Genomic DNA, 17988 nt, shown 5'->3' with positions numbered 1-17988 from the left:
AGCTGAGTGTTCAGTTGGCTAAAAACTTTACTAACTAATATGTCGTACAGCCAGTTTAGTTTGCCAAGAGTTATTCAAGATTATGACTTACGCAGAAGTATGAAAAAACGAACCGCAAAGGACACAAAGGACGCAAAGGACAAGAAGTTCTAAGAGTTTAAGAGAGTTCTTGCTTAAGTCCTAAAGATTTCCACCTGACTCTGAAAAGGCGGTTTAGGACAATGTGTTGCAGATACGATTTATGGAACTGTTACTACTGGCACAGTTTGGCGTTTTCTGCGATTGCAAGACAGTACAATTACTATTGATTTGACTGAGTATCCCTTACCACCAATAGAGTCTATTTTAAGAAGATTGGTGTATATGGTGAGCTGTCCGTAAACAGAACTACCTCAGCTGTAGTAATTTATAAAAACCCTACCTTATCCTTCAGCACCATGCAGGTTTATTGCAGTAAACAACACGCAAATTTTGAAAGTAATCGGTTTTGTACCTCTTGTGGTGAACCGTTACCGCTTGCGGTTGGGCAGATTGTTAATCAACGCTATCAAATTATACGTCAGCTAGGGCAGGGCGGTTTTGGACGTACTTATTTAGCGGAAGATCAACAAAAAGCGAATCAAATGTGTGTGCTGAAGGAATTTGCACCCCAAGTCCAAGCACAGCAAGATTTACAAAAAGCCAAGGAGTTATTTGAAAGAGAAGCCAATGTGCTGAAGCAACTCCAGCACCCACAAATTCCCCGGTTTCATGCTTCTTTACAGGTGCAAATCGGCAGTAAAGATTTTTTCTTTTTGGTGCAAGATTATATCCAGGGTGAAAATTATTGCCAGTTATTAGAACAGCGTCAAGCCCAAGGACAAACTTTTAGTGAAGAAGAAGTCATTTTGCTGCTGCAACAAATTTTACCTGTGTTGTCCTACATCCACTCAAAAGATGTTGTTCACCGCGATATTTCACCCGATAATTTAATTTGGCGACGTTCAGACCATTTACCTGTATTGATTGATTTTGGTGGGGTGAAGCAGTTACCAGCTTCCCAGGGTTTTTGGTTCACTAAGTTAGCTGTTAATCACACTTTATTAGGTAAAAAAGGCTACGCACCAGAAGAACAGATTCGTCAAGGAAAAGTATTTTTAAGCAGTGATTTATATTCTTTAGCGGTGACGATACTCGTATTATTAACAGGGAAGGAACCGCAAAAATTATACGATAGCTATCAAGGGATGTGGTATTGGGGTAAAGAAATTAAAGTTAGCCCCAAATTAGAATCGGTATTGAAAAAAATGCTGGCTTATAAACCAAGCGATCGCTATCAAACAGCCGAACAAGTTCTCAAAGATTTACCATCGCCTGCTGTTACCCAACCCAGCAATCCTTATATTACCAAGTTGAAAACTCAAATCGTCGCCCCAGGGCAGAAACGCGCTAACGCCATTGTCAGTAAAATTCATCAAAGAACTCAAGCTGTTAGCCGTAAATTACCTTTACCTATGTGGTTGCGTCCCTTTGCTGTGAGTATGGCGGGTACAGCCATAGTCGGGTTAACCGTGGCGGGAACTTGGGCGGCGGTGAATGCGGTAGTGCGGGGTATCACATCTATCAGCATACCTTCAATTTCTTTGCCCACAATGCCATCTTTACCGAATCCCCTAGCGCAACCAGTCAGCAATAAAGGAAACGGGGATGTAATGGCGCGTCGCCAAGAATTAGAAATTTCCGAAGGCTTCTTTATTCGTATGGTAGACTCGTTGTTTTATAGCCAAAAGCCGGAAATGCAAGGACGAACCATCACCTCAAAATCAGAAGATAAGGCTTTGCGTGATGAATGGTTGAGAATTGCTGATGACTTGTTGGATAAACTAGAACAGGCTGAACTTAGTCCCACCGCCCGCCGGAAATTGGGTAGTTATACTCAACAAGATTACGAAAGATGGAGACAGCAAGCCAGAAGTGGAAAGTTCGGTGACTATACAATGAGTCAGTTGAACAGAGAAACCAATCAAAAATTTGAAGAGTTATTTCCTGGAAAACAACGGGAGAAACAGCAGCAACAAACTTACGGTCAAATTTGGTATGCGATCGCGGCTGATAAAGTTAGTAAAATACAATCGAACAATTAGTTAAGGTGTCAGGGTGATGAGTGAGTATGGAAGCAGGGGTGTAGGGGTGCAGAGGTGCAGGGGGAATAAAACGAAAATATATTACTTAAAACTCAGCACTCAGCACTAATGACTAAATTTTATTGCTCTAAAGGTCATGTAAATCCCGCAGGTAGTCGGTTTTGTCTCCAGTGTGGTGAAAATTTGCAAGAGATACCTGTAAGTTATGGTATCCAACCTGGGTTAACTTTAAGCGATCGCTATGTAATTGTTCGTCAACTCGGACAAGGTGGGTTTGGACGCACTTATTTAGCGGAAGATATTAACCGTTTCCGTGAACTTTGTGTTTTAAAGGAATTTTCTCCCCAAGTGCAAACAGCTTATGTGCTGCAAAAAGCCGAAGAACTGTTTCAGCGCGAAGCCAGTGTTCTCTACAAATTGCAACATCCCCAAATTCCCCGCTTTCGGGAACTGTTTCGCACAAATTTGCAAGGTAAGGAATATTTGTTTTTAGTCCAAGATTATGTCGAAGGACAAACTTACAACTCGTTATTAAATACCCGCAAGCAGCAAGGGTTACGATTTACAGAAGTAGAAGTCAGGCAACTCTTACAGCAAATTTTACCAGTTTTAGATTATATTCATTCTCTGGGTGTAATTCATCGAGATATTTCCCCAGATAATTTAATTTTACGCACCGCCGACCAACTGCCAGTCTTAATTGATTTTGGTGGTGTGAAACAAGTAGTCGCCACTGTAGCTTCTCAATATTACCAACCAGATGCAGCTGGTCAAATGCCTGCACCGACTTTATTAGGAAAAATCGGTTTTGCACCATCGGAACAAATGCAAACTGGTGCAGTATCTCCCCACAGTGACTTATATGCGTTGGCAGTCACCATATTAGTATTATTAACAGGTAAACAACCACAAGAATTATTAGATAACTACACCCTAACTTGGAAATGGCATCAAGAAGTTAGTCTGAGTCCGATGTTAGGACAGGTGTTAGACAAAATGTTAGCACCCCGACCAAGCGATCGCTATCAATCTGCTAGTCAAGTTCTGCAAGCCCTAAACCCAACACCAAGTAACTACGCCGTTACTCAACCACCATTACCACCAGCGCCAGAAACATCTGCAACTGTCGCTGTCTCCCCTTCTCCTCATATTAAATCCATACCACCCCGCCCAATTTCACCCTCTCCCGCACCCATACCCCAACCCCAAAGCCGTTGGACACCGACAAAAACTTTTGTGGCAACATTAGCTTTAGTAAGTGTGATTGGGGTAGTTTGGTTAGGCACAAATCGCAATCGTAATGATGGTGGAAAAGTTGAACCCACACCCACCCCGACGGTGACTCAACCTGTGGATGCTTCCGAGAATTATTCCCCAGAAGAAAAGCAACGCAAAGAAAAATTAAGCGATCGCCGTCAAGCACTGGGAATTGATCAAGACTTTTATATAAACTTGGTGAATCAAATCTTTTGGCGGAGAAATCCGAGTTTACAAGGACGCACCCTCAGCAATAAACCCGAAGATGAAAATTTGCGGGCGACTTGGGATAAAACTGCGGATGAATTATTAGGTAAACTTGCCTTTCTCACTGACCAATCCCGACGGCAATTAGGGAATTATAACGCAACAGACCGCGATCGCTGGAAAGCTGCCGTAAATAATATTAACGTTGGGAGTCGCGCTTTATATGATTTAGGCGATGCAGCTTTTTACCGCGTCTTTCCCGAACAACGTGGCCGAGATTTTATGAAGGAACCCATCGGTCAAGTTTGGCATGGGTTTGTTAACGATCAACTAAATGCTATCCTCAATGGCAACGCTTTTGCCAAGATTGTCTTTGATATAGGCGCAACAAGTGAAACAGTCAATGGAACTCTCAAACCAGGAAGTGGTAAAGTCTTCATTGCTGGACTAGCCAAAGGGCAAACTTTGGATTTAAACCTGAAAGCAAATTCCAAAGTTTTGTTATCAATTTATTCCCCTTCTGGCAAACTCAAACTCTTAGAAGACTCGACAAAACGCACTTTAACTACAGAGTTACCCGAAAAAGGATACTACGAGTTTGTGATTGTTTCTACAGCCACAACCCCAGTCGATTATCAACTTACCATCGCTGCGGAAAGTCCCATCCCTGTAGAGACACCCACACCTACAGAAACACCCACAGAAACGCCCACACCAATAGAAACACCTACAGAAACGCCCACACCTGTGGGAACAGAGCAGTAACTTTCAAAGATAAAGTAGTAATATCTCGCTCAATAGTCTCTGACTTGATCACCAATTGTTGTTACAAACTTTCACGCGAGTCAAAAATAGGTGCATTTGCCACACCAACCAAGAACCAACGCGCCAAGCACCCATTGACATCGGCTCTACAGATAAATTAGAAGATATGCTAACAGTATCTTGGTCGTAGTGTAACCATTTAACTGGTAGATGTCCCATTGGTGTATTTGGGGATAATTTAAAAGTTAATTGCTCGTATTGTAACCATTTTCCTGCTTTTCGCCACCCCAGGCGATCGCCTAATTTTTTTTCTGTTTCATAATCAACTTGTCCACCAATTTCATCCCAAATACTTTGTTGAACACTAAAGCCAAAATAACCATGACTGTATTTTTGCCAAAGTTGATCAATATGATGAAAATCTTGACAAGAAAAACTTAAAATATCTTCCCGATAAACTTCATTCCAATCACTCTTACCCATAACTTGCAACATTAATTTCGCTGTTTCAATATCAGCTTCTTGCCATTTAGAATTTGCTAGTAAACTTTGCAACTTACTGTAATCAATTGTTGTTGTAAACTGCAATTCTGCTTGGCTAAACTTAATATCATCCTGCGCTACTTCTGGTAAATCAATTTTTGCGATCGGAATTTCTGCTCTAGTATCAATTCTCTCTATCTCTACTATCCCCAGTGCTTCTTTTTGGGCTACCAGTTGGGTAGACATATAATTAGATATTAAGCAAATCGCTTGATTGACAGTTATTTCATCGTGATTGATATTAAAATCGTAACTTTGAGCATCTAATAATTGTACTTGAAAAAAAGCATCTGGCAGCCTATCTTGCTTTTCGTAACTGGCTACTAATAAATTAAGAATATTATGAGAAATTGTATTATTATCTTGGAATTTTAATAAATTTACTTCAGAATTTAAATTACTGCTGGCTAAATTTTGAATTTCTCCTACAGTTGCATAAAAATCTGCATCTACTTTTACCACCTCATCTATTAAAGACTGCAATGGACTAAAGTAATCTTGCAGAGAATTTTCCAAATTAATTGCGGTTTCTGCTATTTTGGCAATTTCTTGGCGAATTTTTGTCGCTTTGAGTTGATATTCATAGATTTCTTGATATATTTCTATATCTTTAGCTATTTGCTGAATAGCTCGCTGCTGATTTTTAGTATCTTCTCCTAAACATTTAATTCCCGCACTGAGCAATTGAACTTTTTCTAAAATTAAAAGATTAGTATTACTTAATAGTAAAGTAGATTTTAAATTTTCTTCTTTCTCCCATTTTAATTTTTCGAGAATTTGGGAATTCTTAAAGTTTTTAATTTCTAGCTTATTTCTCTCTTCATTAATTTTTCTAATTTCGCTGTATTTTTGGTTAAATAAATTCTTCCAATCATCGATAAATTTTAATAAAAATTCTTGATAACTATCTTTATAACTTTCCAAAAACTCTAACAGTTGAGTATAATCCCTAATTAATAATTTAACTTCTGCTAAAACCTCAACTTGACTAATTTCTTGTTTACGTTTAATTAATCCCCACAAGTAACCATGAGATTTATAACCTTCTTTAATTAAGGTTTGACATTTTTTAATTTTTTTTTGAACCTTCTTTAACTTAGGATTTTTTAGAATCGGGAACTTATATTTTTTTTCATAAATCGTAATCGATTCATAAGTAATTAATTTTTTCTGCTTTTTAGCTAACATCACAGATTCTAAAAAATATAATTAGCCCCAAACTTTTATCAATTGCAACACCTAAAGATTTAATGCAAAAAACCAGGCAAAATTACGGCACAGTAGCTGTTTTAGATAATTTCCAGACCAAACAATTCTGGCGTGATTCTACAAGCTCCATACCGATTTTTTCTAACACTCGCTTAGAAGCTATATTATCGCGATCGCATCCAGCAGTTACATTTTTTATATGGGGTTGAGACAATACCCAATCAATCACAGCTTTTGTCGCTTCTGATGCGTACCCATGTTGTCGATATGATGGCGCTACATAATAGCCAATTTCTAAAGAACCAGTGGGTGTACCTGTGCTATCAGGAATTACTTTCACCATAACGTGGCCAATAAGGGTGTTATCCGCTTGATGAATGATTAAACTTCCCCAACCCCATTCTCTTTGAAAGGGATATTTGGATAAAATATCTGCAATCATAGAGAAATTGTTCATAAACTCATCATCATGCCAATACCAATCAGGTAAAACTTTCACATCCAAAAATGATGATAATTCGGCATTTCCTTTGATTGCTACTTGTACTACATCTAAGTTAAAAGGTACTAAATTTAATCTGTGAGTAATCAGTTGTTTCAGCATAGTTAATTCCTAATTTTTTGTTTGTGTTTGCGTTCAATACAATTGATGTACTTAATGATGAAGTATGAGAATCTTTAATCGAGTATCCATTTCAAAACCTTTGGGTCTTTGTTGTAGTAATATATTTTGCCATCTTTAGCAGTTACAGATTTACCTTGACTGGCTTTGCTTCTAATAGTAGCTAGAGAATAGTCTGTTAATGTTTGCATTTCCTTGTGAGACAATCCTATAATTGTTGCCGTTACTGCTAATTCTGGCTGTATTTTCAATTCATGCTTAGGCAAAACATCTATAGTAACTATTTCTGTTCCAGATAGTTTACCAGTCTCTTTTTCTCGACGATAATCTTCTATAGAAATCAGTCGCCAAGTAGATTCTCCTGAAAGTTCCAAAACCCATTGATGGTAGTTAAACAGACTTTCTCGATGTCCGACACTAATAAAGGTTGTGTTTGTTGTTTGTAATTGTTGATATAAATTACTTTCGTTTTGCAAATCTAAAGCACTTGTCGCTTCATCTAAAATGGTGAAACTTGGATGTGTAATTAATAATCTGGCAAAAGCTAGGCGTTGTTGTTCACCCAACGACAAGATATTTTCCCAAGGAACTTCTGTATCAAAACCTTTGACGCGAGTCAGCAAGTGTTGGAGGTTAACTTGTTGCAAAATTGCTTCGAGTTCGCGATCGCTTATTTTCCGATCTGTATGAGGATAAAGCAACTGTTCCCGCAAAGTCCCCAAGATAATGTAGGGACGCTGGGGTAAAAACAAGACTTCTTTGAGTGGAGGACGGACTAAACGACCAGTTCCCGCATTCCACAAACCTGCGATCGCCCTCAACAAAGAACTCTTACCCCTACCACTAGGGCCAACAATCAATAACCCTTCCCCTGGCTGAACGGCAAGTGATAAATCTTTCACAATTACCTGTTCATAATTAGGGGTTTGCAAAGTCACATCCTCAAACGCTAACCTACTTTCTTCCAGTGTTCTAATTACACTGACATCCTTTGGCTTTTGAGTAACAGCTTCTAAGGCATCAGAAAACTCTGCTAAACGTTTCACATAACTAGAAAAACGCCCAGACAAAGCAAATTCTGAGATTAATGCTCCCAGAGAATTAGAAAACATAAAACAAGTTACACTAACTTGATTAATTTCTCCATAATCAATTTTGTCTTGTAAAAATAAAGGTGTCAGAATGAACATCGAAAATACACCGATCGCAGCCTGATACCCTCTAGCAAAAGCATCTTGTCCTCGCTCCCAACTCAAGCGACGTTCTGCACTTTGAAGAACATTATTAAAGCGGCGTTGAATAATATTTAATTCTTCGGTTTCGCCCTGAAAAAAAGCAATTGATTCAGCATGATTCCGCACATGAGTCAAGCAATAAGCCAAGTCAGCTTTAAATTGAATTTCCTCTTGATTAATTTTATTCAGTTGTTGATTTAAAAAAATAGCAATTAAATTACCCACAATTGTATAAATCACTAAATACATGGCAATTTGTGCAGAAATAGTCCAAAGAATTATCAAAGCACTTGCCATTTCTAGCGTCTTTTCGATAAAAGTTGTGGAAAATCTCAGAGCAATCTTCGTAATCGGTTCTATTTCTTGAGATAAGCGTTGATCTGGATTATCTATATTAGATTGAAAATTGATTTTATAATAAGCTTGATTGCTAAAATATTTCCCTAAAATATAATTGTTTAGCCATGTATACCAATCAAGGGCAACTTTTTTAGTAACATACTTTAATAAAGTAACAACTATAACAATTGCTACAACAAATAAACTCGATATCCATAAAGTATCATTATATTTATCCAGACTTCTTTCTTCAATAACAATATCAATTACATAACGATTCCAGTAAGTATTTGCAGCATTTATCCCGACACTCCCGACTATTAGTAATAGCAAGAGAATCAGCATTCCCCATGAACGAATCACTTCTGAAAATATTCGTCCCTCTGTTGCTGTGGGATACCAATAGGGTTGAGCAACTATTTTAATATCTTGCCAAAATTGAATCAAACTAGAAAAAGGATTGATATTATTTTGCTCACGCACAGATGAAGTTTGCATATTCTAAAAGTGAAATACACCAGACATTTTGAAATGGCCTTTGAGTAATAAATTAAACTCAGAGGCCATCTTGTAATTTTAAAAATTGAGGGTTTTTCGCTCCCCATCAACTGTACTACGTTGTTGCTTCCTCCTCAACAATTTCGATAGTTTTTGGAGCCTCTCCCTCTGGAGTGTCAGTAACAACTACTGGACTAAGATGTTCTTGAAGTTTGGTTTTGAGTTCATCTGTAATGGGTAATTCATTGATTTCTTTGAGAAGAAATCTCACAGATTCGGTTTTACTACGTTCTGTATATACGAGTTTAAGAACGTTTTCAATTCCAAAGCCAGCAATATATTCTGCCAAAACACCTACTAATCCCAACAGACCTAGACCTCCCAACAGTCCCAAAGGCCCGCCCAAAGATGAAAGTAAAGCGACAACTGCGGCGACACTACCACCAGATGCGGCTGTTGCAATCACGAACAATATGCCAGGAAGCCCTAAACCAGCAATTTTTTTGACCAGTTCATCCATTGTACTTACCGATATCCTTGTATATTAGGTGAAAACATGAATCAGAGAATTATTAATGACTTCTTTAAAACAGAAATCATTAATTTGAATTTATGCCAACAACAGACTACATAATTCATCAATTTGTTGGCTATTTTCAGCAATCAATTGATGGGCTACAGCTTGTAGCTTCCGAGTATTTGGAAGTTTGATATTATCTATTGCTTCTAGTTCCTCATCTAAAAATGGTTGAAATCGATAGTAAGAACTTTTAGCTTCTTGATGGCTATGTTCAAACAACCTTTCTAATTCTCCAGATACCACTTCACTACCACTATCAAACACAATATTTAAAAGAGGTCTGCCCCATTGCAAGAGTCCCCAGTTTTTGACTTCGTTATAAGGGTAGACACTCGTCAAGGAACCTGTACCTAAAGAAACTACTAAGATATCTTCGGGATTGAGGATTCTGTTTGCTTCTTTTTTACTACTAATTTGTGCTTCTATAATAGCTAAATGGGCTGGATTATTAGCAAAAACTCCACCATCAACTAAAGTGTAAAAGCCGCTAGTATTGTGGGAAGTTGGAATCCGATGGGGAGCAAAATAAGTGGGGGTAGCACTAGTGGCTAATGCTACATCTAATAGCGAAAACCCTCTACACAAATTACGAAAATTTTTAGATTCTATCTGTTCTTTTTGTGATTGATTGGTAAAAAATATGGGAACTCGCTGTTCAATATCGTAACTAGTGACAAAAACTTCTTTCAGATTATTTTCAAGAGATGCAGTGCCAAAATATTGTCTTAAAATTGCTTCTTTGCTGGTTGAAGGATATTTTGGTTGAAGAAATATATCTTCTATTGGCCCTAGTATTCTTTCAAAAAATGGCTCATAAAATATTTCTACACCATACTCAATAAATAGTTGCAGCAAATCCTCAGCCGTGTATTCCGCAGATAACTCTTCAGATGCTTCGGAATTTAAGCGAGGTTTTGTGAGTCCGAGGGCTAAAATCCCTCCACTCGAAGTACCAGCAATTAAATCAAATAAATTGAATATGGGTTTTTGTGTCCGCCTTTCAATTTCTGCTAACAAAAGTGCTGGAATAATCCCACGAATACCACCTCCATCAATAGACAGTATTTTATATTTGGATTTGGCTGTAGTTTCCATAGTTTCTGGTGCTTGATTTTGAACTAATGTTGGTACCTCTGAAGGTTGAACATTATCTTCAACTTCACGTTGACTAGTAGATTCTTGTGTTGGTTCTGTAACTCGTAGCGGGAGTGTTACTAGATTGAGCAGAATATCTGATTCTTGATTATTAATTGGTGTTGCTTCTTCTTGGTTAGTTAAAGAGACCGTTGCTGCTAATAAATTTGTCGTGATTGGTGAAATCTCTTCTTCAGTAGTAGTTATTGTTTCAACTGCAATTTCATCTGGTGGTGATGATGGATCTGCAAAGGGAATTTGTACAACATCCCAAATAGGATTACCACGCAAATTTCCTTGGGAGTCGGTAACAGTTTGACTTTTGACTGTCTTCCCTTCACCTTCATCTAATTTCCAATAAGCCATTAATCCTGGTTCATCTCCTACTATTAGTCCACAACGATGAACATGGATTTGTTCTGAGGTGCAGGGATAATTCCAGATGCTAATATTAGCTAATTGCCCAGCAAAATATATACGTTTGTGTAAGGTCGCACCAAGAGTTAAAGGACTAGTTGCTTTGTTTAAAGCTGTACCTCTTAAGGAATCAGTGTATTCTTGTTCATCCAGATGGACTGTAATTTGTCCCTGATTAAAAACAATAGCAAAAAAGTGCCATGCTCCTATAGTTAACTCCCCTTGACCAAAGGTTTTGATTCCTTTAGTAACGGTTTCATCAATATAAATATCTAGGCTTCCTGTTTCACTAATACCAAATTCAAAGTTATCACTATATCGCTCTGAAGAACGAGCTAAAAATACATTGCGTGTTCCGTAACTCGTCGCTTTATTGGTTAATTTATGAGGGTTTATCCAGCCTGAAACCGTGAAAGCTGAACTTCCTTGAGCAAAAACACCACCGAGGTCATTTCTGCCAAAATCTATGTAATCATCTACCCCATCAAATGTTAAAACTGTTTGCGTCTGTACTCTCTTGATCACAGCATTTTAATCTCCAAATAAAATTAATTCGTCATTAAAGGAGTAAATTTAAATAGTAATTTTTGAATAATTAATTTGGTAATTAAACTAATAATATATTAATTGGTGACAATTTTATCTATGTCTATATTTTTTCAATAAAAATAATGTACATATCATTTTGAGCAAGTCACAATGGTCTTATACCAATTCTGGATGAAGATGCACTGAATTAAAGAACGAACCACAAAGGGCGCAAAGAACACAAAGAAAGAAGAGATATGAGCATTAAATGCAGACTCACATAGAATTGGTCTTACGTAGTTCAAAAATTTTATTTAACAAATAATTAATATGAAGATTGAGGATTTGAGATTTGGTTACTAGACTAAACCACAAATCCCGAATATTTGGCTTTCTAGCTTATTTTTGAGTGACTAAAATTTCTGCGATCGCCTGAGAAATTGGATAATAAGGTGAATATATCTCCATCCAAAAAAATTCCCCGACTGGATTAACTTCGAGGAATACATAACGACCATCTGGGGTGACGATAATATCAATTGCGCCATAGTTTAAGCCAAACTCAGCCATCAAGGTGAGTAGCTTTTTCTCAATGTCTTCCGGCAAGTCGTAGGGTTGCCAATTCTTAGCTAAGGCTTGACCTTCTTTACGCCAATCAAAGGTAGAACCTTCTAAGCTTTGTGAATCGACTGCGGCGGTGAATACCCGATGTCCTACAATAGTTGTCCGCAACTCTAGCGCCTTTGGTACATTTTCTTGAAAAGTCATCGGACAAAAACGTAGCCCTTCCATATTCTCCAGATCATCAGCTGTTACTGGAGTGGTAAACACAACGTTTTCTCGCCCTTGCTGATCATAAATAGCAAAGGAAGACAGCATTTTGGTGACAATACCTTGGGGACATTCTTGGGCAAATTGTTTGACGGCTGCGGGATTATTTGTGCTGAGAGTACGGGGAGTTAACAAGCCAATTTTTTGTGCAGTTTGCAATTGCAACTGTTTATTATTCGCCCGATCCACATTGAACATTTTATCTAAATGAAATCCCTGGAGGCTGGCAATCATACCTCTGACAGTGACGCGACATTCCTGAATGGACGCATCTCGATATTGCTTGTCCATTGAATTGGGGATTTTATGCCCATAGCGCATCCGCCGATACCAAACGGAAGAAACTTCGCTGAAATCAAGCTGCTGTTCACCATCAGTAATGATGACTCTTTCACTATCACCAGAGTAAATATCTAACTTGACTTCAGTGGGAAATCTGTCTGTATCAAACCGAAATGCTTTTTCGCCTCTAGCTTCAATTTCTTTGATAACTAAAGGAATGCTTTCGTTGTCGTTGCTAAAGGTAACTATTAATGCTGTCATAAATAAGTATGAAGTGTGTAGACGCTTTGACGGGCTTGCCGCAAACTAGTCTGAAGTATGAAGTCTTGCTAGATTATTTGTCGGTTTGCAATAGTGCATTTGCGATCGCATTGGCAATGGGTAAGTCTAAATCCTTCTCTAACATTCCCCACTCGCCAGTAGGATTGACTTCCAAAAACACGTATTCCCCTGACGGAGTGAGGATAAAATCAAACGAGCCAAACAATAGCCCTAATTTCCCCATAAAGGTTTGCAAACGACGAACTATTTCATCAGGAAGTTCATGGTGTTGCCATGCACCAACATCTACACCGGGTTTACGCCAGTCAGCTTTGGCGGCTGCATACACATCTGCATTCAGCGCCCCGACAAACACCTCGCCATTCACATAGACTACCCGTAATTCCTGTTGTTTGGGTATTTGTTCTTGAAAAACCATTGGGCAGTAGCGCAGAGACTCAGCATCTTGTAAGTCTTCTTCTTTGACAACGCTGGTGTAAAGAAAGAAGGAAGAGTTAGCCTGCATACTACGAGAAAGCGCAGTTAACAGCTTGCTCACCATTTTGCCATTAACTTGTCCAAAAAACTCTCTAGCGGCTTCGGCTTTGTTTGTCACAAGGGTTTTAGGAATTACAAAACCTACTTCTGAGGCGATTCGCAGTTGGCGCAGCTTGTTGTTGGCATAATCTATCCGTTGCAAATCATCTACCCAACGAGCTTGTTTAAGGCTATCCCAAAAACCATCTAAAGTTGCTTTTGATTCTCTCAGGCAAGCTTCGCGGAACTTAGGCGCTAATTCTGGACTGAGGTTTGGTTCCCAAATCCGACGCATCCACACAGCTTGCACCTGTTCTGTGCTGATCAATTGATTGCCATATTCTATGGTGTGGTAACTTTTAAACTTGTCAAATTGTGCTGTTAATTGCACTTCTAAAGGAAATTTGTCAGTATCTAGACGAAATGGTTGCGCCCCTTTTTTTGTTAAGGCTTCTGCCACTCTATCTATTGTGAAAAAGTCTCCACTATGGGTAATTAATAAAACAACATCACCAGATAGGTGCATAAAATATGCTCTTTTAGAATTATGAGTAAAGTAGGTATTTAAGAAATATCGAACAGATTTTTTGCTATAGAACTTAACTATCAATAAGTCAGAGTTCTAAAGGCGATCGCATCCATATTTGGGATAATTGAATATGGAAGCGATCACTCAGACAAGAGTAGGTTTCAGTTATTAAATAACAACGAAGCTAACTAGAGATTTAGTACTCTTCCCAGTCAGAAGGATACTTGAGAGTTTGTGGGAAAGGAGCATTATCTGCTTGTTCAGCAGCTTGCTCTTCTAAAAAGCGAGCAAAGAAGGGAATTGCTTCTACGTTTGCTGGTTTGTTTGTGTTGGTAGACATGGTATTATTCCTGTGATATTTGTTTTTATTCAGGAGTAACTGTTTATTCAATAACAGCTACTCCCTTAATTGCTAATCAGGGGGAGCTGGATTTAGTACTCTTCCCAGTCAGAAGGATACTTGAGAGTTTGTCCGTAAGGAGCATTATCTGCTTGTTCAGCAGCTTGCTCTTCTAAAAAGCGAGCAAAAAATGGAATTGCTTCTACATTTGCTGGTTTGTTTGTGTTGGTAGACATGGTATTATTCCTTGATGTTAGTTTTTATTCAGAATTAGCAGTTATTTAATAACAAACTACTCCCGTCACTCCAGGTTTAGAAGACTAGAATTAAGTGTCTTCTGCATCTGAAGGGAACTTGAAAGTCCAAGGCCAAGAAGGAATGTCTGTACCTTCTCCTTCTCCTTCTGCCGCTTGCGCTTCCAAGAAACGTGCAAAGAATGGTACCACTCCCACACCCACTTTTTGAATTGTGTTTGTAGACATGGTGATTTCCTTGAAGGAAATTATTTTTGCAATTAAAGGTATATCAGTAATTTAATATCTATGCAAGGACAGTTAAGACAATTAAGCATTAAATATGTTAAGTATTTCAAGACAGTTAAGACATTTAAGGCAGTACAGCAGACACTTAAGACAGTTAAACAATATTATTTAATGATTATTAATATAAAATTTGATTTTATTTTTTAACCCAGAATATTGATATAGCAATCCTATTTGATATGTGAACAAATGAGGCAAGGGAGACAAGGCGGAAACGGTAGACAAGGCAGAGATGTTTCTTATTCATTTAGGATTGCTATAATCTATCATCCATAATTCAGAACTGATACGAAACACGTTGTGATAAATCCTCATTTATCCAAAGACTGGAAGACTTATACCAATTCTATGTGAGTCTGCATTTAATCTTCATATCTCTTTTTTCTTTGTGTTCTTTGCGCCCTACCCTGCGGGAAGCCGCTACCGCGTCTATGTGGTTCGTTATTTAATTCAGTGCATATTCATACAGAATTGGTATTAATTATACAAACAACGCCCATTTACTCCGACTCCAGAATAACAAGGTGTTTTATGCGTATTTAGTATGATTTAGGATTTACGCAGTGAGACGAAAAACCAAGGGTTTTGGGAAGGGTATAAGGGTTTATGGGTATAGGGGTGTATGTGTCCAAAACTCTTACACCCCACACCCTTTAACCCTTACACCCAGTCTCCACAGAAAATTTTTGTGCGTGAGTCCTGTGATTATATAAAACGGATGTTGAATTGCTGAAAAAAACTCCACATCCAAATATTACTCTTTAATTACGAGCCACTCTAAAAATACTTCTTATTTCTGTGTCAATCTTTTACAGGTGCTAGAGTTGCAGACTGAATAGAACGCAGTTGATAGCTCTCAAAAGTCGATTTTTCTGTAGAATTCGGCTCTAGTTCTGAGAGAGACTGATAAACCACAAGTTCATAGCGTAGCTGGTTATCTTGTAGTTGACACTGTGTACTCAGTAGCAGATTTTCAACTCTAAATTGACTGTAGAGTTTTTCTCCTAACCACCAAGTATCAATAACAGTTCCATCTTTTTCATCAATAGCAAAGTGTCCAGTACTTTGATTTTTAGCAACTAATTCATAATTACGTACCTGCTTTTCGCTTCCTGTGCCATAGGTGATTTGCCAAGTGTAGCGGATGGGATCTTGCGAAATGAGTTTAATCCGCAGCTTCATCGGTACAGTGTGAGATTTTCCTGATACAGTGCGATCATATAATGTACCACTCCATGTACCTTGCCAAGTCTGAGGAAAAGAGTTACTTGACAGTGCAGCAGTTGGTATATTACTAATACTGATAAATGTCAAAAGTGACATCAATAGCCCAACAAAAAAGCTGCGTTTTAGCATAAACTAAACTATTCCATGATGGCTAAATCTATTTTAATAAGCTGAACATATATTTACTCTTTTTGAAACTATCTCTTAAGTTAGTAATTTTGTATTTAAATGGTTGATTGGAGTAACTGTAGTAGCTATGAATATATATAAAAACCCCACAAGCTACCTATTTAACAGCGATGTTAGTGAGCTTGTGGGGTCAATGTGATGTCAATTTTTACCAATACTTGGTATTATTTAGATATAGCAAGAAAGCTACTTATAAAAAGTTTTACCTGCCTCAATAATTCCTAACTCTTGCAATGTGTCATTTATTGCGTCTACTAATCCTACATCTTGCAAACTGGACTTACCTTTTAACACTCGACGCAAAGATAGATAAAAGCTAATTTGTCCAAAGGCTAGATCATCAGATTTATCTCCACCTTTAACAATCTTTTCAGCGTATTCATTTAACTTGCTTTCAACAAAGTTTGTTAATTCTATAGATGTTGTTGAACTCGTTATATATTTGTAGCGATTGTGCTTCATCTTTCGCAACAGCAAATAAACAGCAAACTGCTGACGTTGCTGCGATCGCAGCATCTGATGATTTTGGTGAATCAGCAAGGACAGTTAAGACATTTAAGGACAGTTAAGTAATTTAATTAAGAAAGCCAACAAAACTTAAGTATTATTTATGTATCAAGTAATCGGGTGCCTTGTAGACGCACTCTGACAAAGGAGAAGTATGCTATTCTCGCTTGAATGACTGTGCAACTAAGTATAATGATACATAATTTTTAGTATAAAATATTACTTAATTTTTGGTATTACCGAGAAAATTAGCTCTCACCTTGTAAGCTATAGAAAAATCGTGAACTATGGATAAAGACTTGTAAACCTCTAGTTACAAGTTTTGTAGAGTATTTGTTTCTGGTCAGACTGAGAAACATTATACAAAGTATTTTTACTGAAAAATACCACTAATTTTCAAAGTATTGACGTGTATTTCTGCCTCTAGACGTAGTGATATTTTCTAATTATTGGCTTGAAATAATCATTATATTTACGAATGACGAAATCTTTACTGGTTTTGGAGAATAAAACACAACAGTATCTTTTTGAAATCTTTAAAAATGCTTACTTACATCGGCAATTTTAACCATCCGGAAAAAAACCATGCAATTAATGAAAACTTATTTTTCGATATCATATTAGGAATAATTAACCGCCAAGACAAACAGCAGCATACCTCGCAACGAAGCATTAAAAAACGTTTGAGAATGGCAGTAGATAAGCTACATCATCAAAAATTAGATGTCAGATTACAGGGAATTGCCGAACTCGAAAAATTAGCCAATTATCATGGACAAGAGAACTGGGAAATTATGGAGGTTCTCACGGCTTTTGTGCGCCAAAACTCTCTGTATAAAACACACCAGGAAGTTAAGAGTCAGTCATCACCAAACATTCATCCAGATATTCAGGCTTCTTTGAAGGTACTCACAAAAACAGACACCCAAAAATCTTTAGCATCGGAACAACTCGACTTAAGCTATACAGACTTAAGAGGAGCAAATCTCAGTGGTGGAAACCTTGCAGGTGTGAATCTCTACCAAGCTAATTTATCAGGAGTGAATCTGGCGGGTGCAAATCTCAGTGGGGCAATTCTCTGTGCTGCTAACTTATCCCAGGCTAACTTAGCTGGTGCAAACCTTTCGGAAGCAATTATTAGTTCTGCTAACTTGTCTGGGGCAAACCTAGCAAAAGCAAATTTGGTCAAAGCAAACTTTTATCTCGCTAATTTGTCTCAAACTAATCTCCAAGATGCCATCCTTGATGGAGCTAATTTCCGAGAAGCAAAATTTTCCGGATAGACA

At 37.8% G+C, this 17988-nt stretch carries 15 protein-coding genes; 3 read left to right on the top strand and 12 right to left on the bottom strand.

Annotated elements, in window-relative coordinates:
- Nucleotides 1-437: 437 nt before the first annotated feature.
- Both H6G75_RS20160 and H6G75_RS20155 read left to right on the top strand, forming a co-directional pair.
- A complete protein-coding gene (locus H6G75_RS20160) occupies nucleotides 438-2123 on the top strand; it encodes a serine/threonine-protein kinase (RefSeq protein ID WP_190981771.1) in 1686 nt (561 codons plus the stop codon).
- Between the two features lie 108 nt (nucleotides 2124-2231).
- On the top strand, nucleotides 2232-4352 hold the full coding sequence (locus H6G75_RS20155) for a serine/threonine-protein kinase (RefSeq protein ID WP_190981770.1): 2121 nt from the start codon (nucleotides 2232-2234) through the stop codon (nucleotides 4350-4352).
- A gap of 48 nt (nucleotides 4353-4400) precedes the next feature.
- Here the strand turns inward: H6G75_RS20155 and H6G75_RS20150 are convergent, their stop codons facing one another.
- The 12 genes from H6G75_RS20150 to H6G75_RS20095 form a co-directional block, all read right to left on the bottom strand.
- Nucleotides 4401-6083 (bottom strand): GUN4 domain-containing protein, encoded by a 1683-nt coding sequence (locus tag H6G75_RS20150; protein WP_190981769.1) that lies wholly within the window; start codon nucleotides 6081-6083, stop codon nucleotides 4401-4403.
- Between the two features lie 82 nt (nucleotides 6084-6165).
- Nucleotides 6166-6708: a GNAT family N-acetyltransferase gene (locus H6G75_RS20145; RefSeq protein ID WP_190981768.1), complete on the bottom strand. Its 543-nt coding sequence runs from the start codon at nucleotides 6706-6708 to the stop codon at nucleotides 6166-6168.
- Between the two features lie 74 nt (nucleotides 6709-6782).
- Nucleotides 6783-8798 carry an ABC transporter ATP-binding protein/permease gene (locus tag H6G75_RS20140; protein WP_190981767.1) on the bottom strand — a complete coding sequence of 672 codons (2016 nt, stop codon included), beginning with the start codon at nucleotides 8796-8798 and terminating at the stop codon, nucleotides 6783-6785.
- Nucleotides 8799-8913: 115 nt separating this feature from the next.
- Complete coding sequence (locus H6G75_RS20135; RefSeq protein WP_190981766.1) at nucleotides 8914-9318, bottom strand: hypothetical protein; 405 nt, start codon at nucleotides 9316-9318, stop codon at nucleotides 8914-8916.
- 90 nt (nucleotides 9319-9408) lie between these two features.
- Nucleotides 9409-11454, bottom strand: a complete 2046-nt coding sequence (locus H6G75_RS20130) for a patatin-like phospholipase family protein (RefSeq protein WP_190981765.1) — start codon at nucleotides 11452-11454, stop codon at nucleotides 9409-9411.
- Between the two features lie 402 nt (nucleotides 11455-11856).
- Complete coding sequence (locus tag H6G75_RS20125) at nucleotides 11857-12831, bottom strand: MvdD family ATP-grasp ribosomal peptide maturase (RefSeq protein WP_190981764.1); 975 nt, start codon at nucleotides 12829-12831, stop codon at nucleotides 11857-11859.
- Between the two features lie 73 nt (nucleotides 12832-12904).
- Nucleotides 12905-13894 carry an MvdC family ATP-grasp ribosomal peptide maturase gene (locus tag H6G75_RS20120; RefSeq protein WP_190981763.1) on the bottom strand — a complete coding sequence of 330 codons (990 nt, stop codon included), beginning with the start codon at nucleotides 13892-13894 and terminating at the stop codon, nucleotides 12905-12907.
- 199 nt (nucleotides 13895-14093) lie between these two features.
- A complete protein-coding gene (locus H6G75_RS20115; RefSeq protein WP_190981762.1) occupies nucleotides 14094-14237 on the bottom strand; it encodes a microviridin/marinostatin family tricyclic proteinase inhibitor in 144 nt (47 codons plus the stop codon).
- Between the two features lie 92 nt (nucleotides 14238-14329).
- Entirely contained in the window at nucleotides 14330-14473 is a 144-nt protein-coding gene (locus tag H6G75_RS20110) for a microviridin/marinostatin family tricyclic proteinase inhibitor (protein WP_190981761.1), read from the bottom strand.
- A gap of 90 nt (nucleotides 14474-14563) precedes the next feature.
- On the bottom strand, nucleotides 14564-14719 hold the full coding sequence (locus H6G75_RS20105) for a microviridin/marinostatin family tricyclic proteinase inhibitor (protein ID WP_190981760.1): 156 nt from the start codon (nucleotides 14717-14719) through the stop codon (nucleotides 14564-14566).
- A gap of 861 nt (nucleotides 14720-15580) precedes the next feature.
- Complete coding sequence (locus tag H6G75_RS20100) at nucleotides 15581-16135, bottom strand: hypothetical protein (protein ID WP_190981759.1); 555 nt, start codon at nucleotides 16133-16135, stop codon at nucleotides 15581-15583.
- A 246-nt stretch (nucleotides 16136-16381) separates the two neighbouring features.
- On the bottom strand, nucleotides 16382-16711 hold the full coding sequence (locus tag H6G75_RS20095) for a hypothetical protein (RefSeq protein WP_242051589.1): 330 nt from the start codon (nucleotides 16709-16711) through the stop codon (nucleotides 16382-16384).
- Between the two features lie 533 nt (nucleotides 16712-17244).
- Between H6G75_RS20095 and H6G75_RS20090 the strand changes: the two genes are divergently transcribed.
- Entirely contained in the window at nucleotides 17245-17985 is a 741-nt protein-coding gene (locus H6G75_RS20090) for a pentapeptide repeat-containing protein (protein ID WP_190981758.1), read from the top strand.
- Nucleotides 17986-17988: the final 3 nt, after the last annotated feature.

This window comes from Nostoc sp. FACHB-280, from assembly GCF_014697615.1.
Lineage (GTDB): Bacteria > Cyanobacteriota > Cyanobacteriia > Cyanobacteriales > Nostocaceae > Nostoc_B.
The sequence above is the reverse complement of the archived record's forward strand: the minus strand, read 5'-3'. Positions and strand labels throughout refer to the sequence as shown.

Coding starts and splice junctions, on each gene's coding strand:
- H6G75_RS20160 (WP_190981771.1), top strand. CDS start 438: ATGCAGGTTTATTGCAGTAAACAACACGCAAATTTTGAAAGTAATCGG.
- H6G75_RS20155 (WP_190981770.1), top strand. CDS start 2,232: ATGACTAAATTTTATTGCTCTAAAGGTCATGTAAATCCCGCAGGTAGT.
- H6G75_RS20150 (WP_190981769.1), bottom strand. CDS start 6,083: ATGTTAGCTAAAAAGCAGAAAAAATTAATTACTTATGAATCGATTACG.
- H6G75_RS20145 (WP_190981768.1), bottom strand. CDS start 6,708: ATGCTGAAACAACTGATTACTCACAGATTAAATTTAGTACCTTTTAAC.
- H6G75_RS20140 (WP_190981767.1), bottom strand. CDS start 8,798: ATGCAAACTTCATCTGTGCGTGAGCAAAATAATATCAATCCTTTTTCT.
- H6G75_RS20135 (WP_190981766.1), bottom strand. CDS start 9,318: ATGGATGAACTGGTCAAAAAAATTGCTGGTTTAGGGCTTCCTGGCATA.
- H6G75_RS20125 (WP_190981764.1), bottom strand. CDS start 12,831: ATGACAGCATTAATAGTTACCTTTAGCAACGACAACGAAAGCATTCCT.
- H6G75_RS20120 (WP_190981763.1), bottom strand. CDS start 13,894: ATGCACCTATCTGGTGATGTTGTTTTATTAATTACCCATAGTGGAGAC.
- H6G75_RS20115 (WP_190981762.1), bottom strand. CDS start 14,237: ATGTCTACCAACACAAACAAACCAGCAAACGTAGAAGCAATTCCCTTC.
- H6G75_RS20110 (WP_190981761.1), bottom strand. CDS start 14,473: ATGTCTACCAACACAAACAAACCAGCAAATGTAGAAGCAATTCCATTT.
- H6G75_RS20105 (WP_190981760.1), bottom strand. CDS start 14,719: ATGTCTACAAACACAATTCAAAAAGTGGGTGTGGGAGTGGTACCATTC.
- H6G75_RS20100 (WP_190981759.1), bottom strand. CDS start 16,135: ATGCTAAAACGCAGCTTTTTTGTTGGGCTATTGATGTCACTTTTGACA.
- H6G75_RS20095 (WP_242051589.1), bottom strand. CDS start 16,711: ATGCTGCGATCGCAGCAACGTCAGCAGTTTGCTGTTTATTTGCTGTTG.
- H6G75_RS20090 (WP_190981758.1), top strand. CDS start 17,245: ATGCTTACTTACATCGGCAATTTTAACCATCCGGAAAAAAACCATGCA.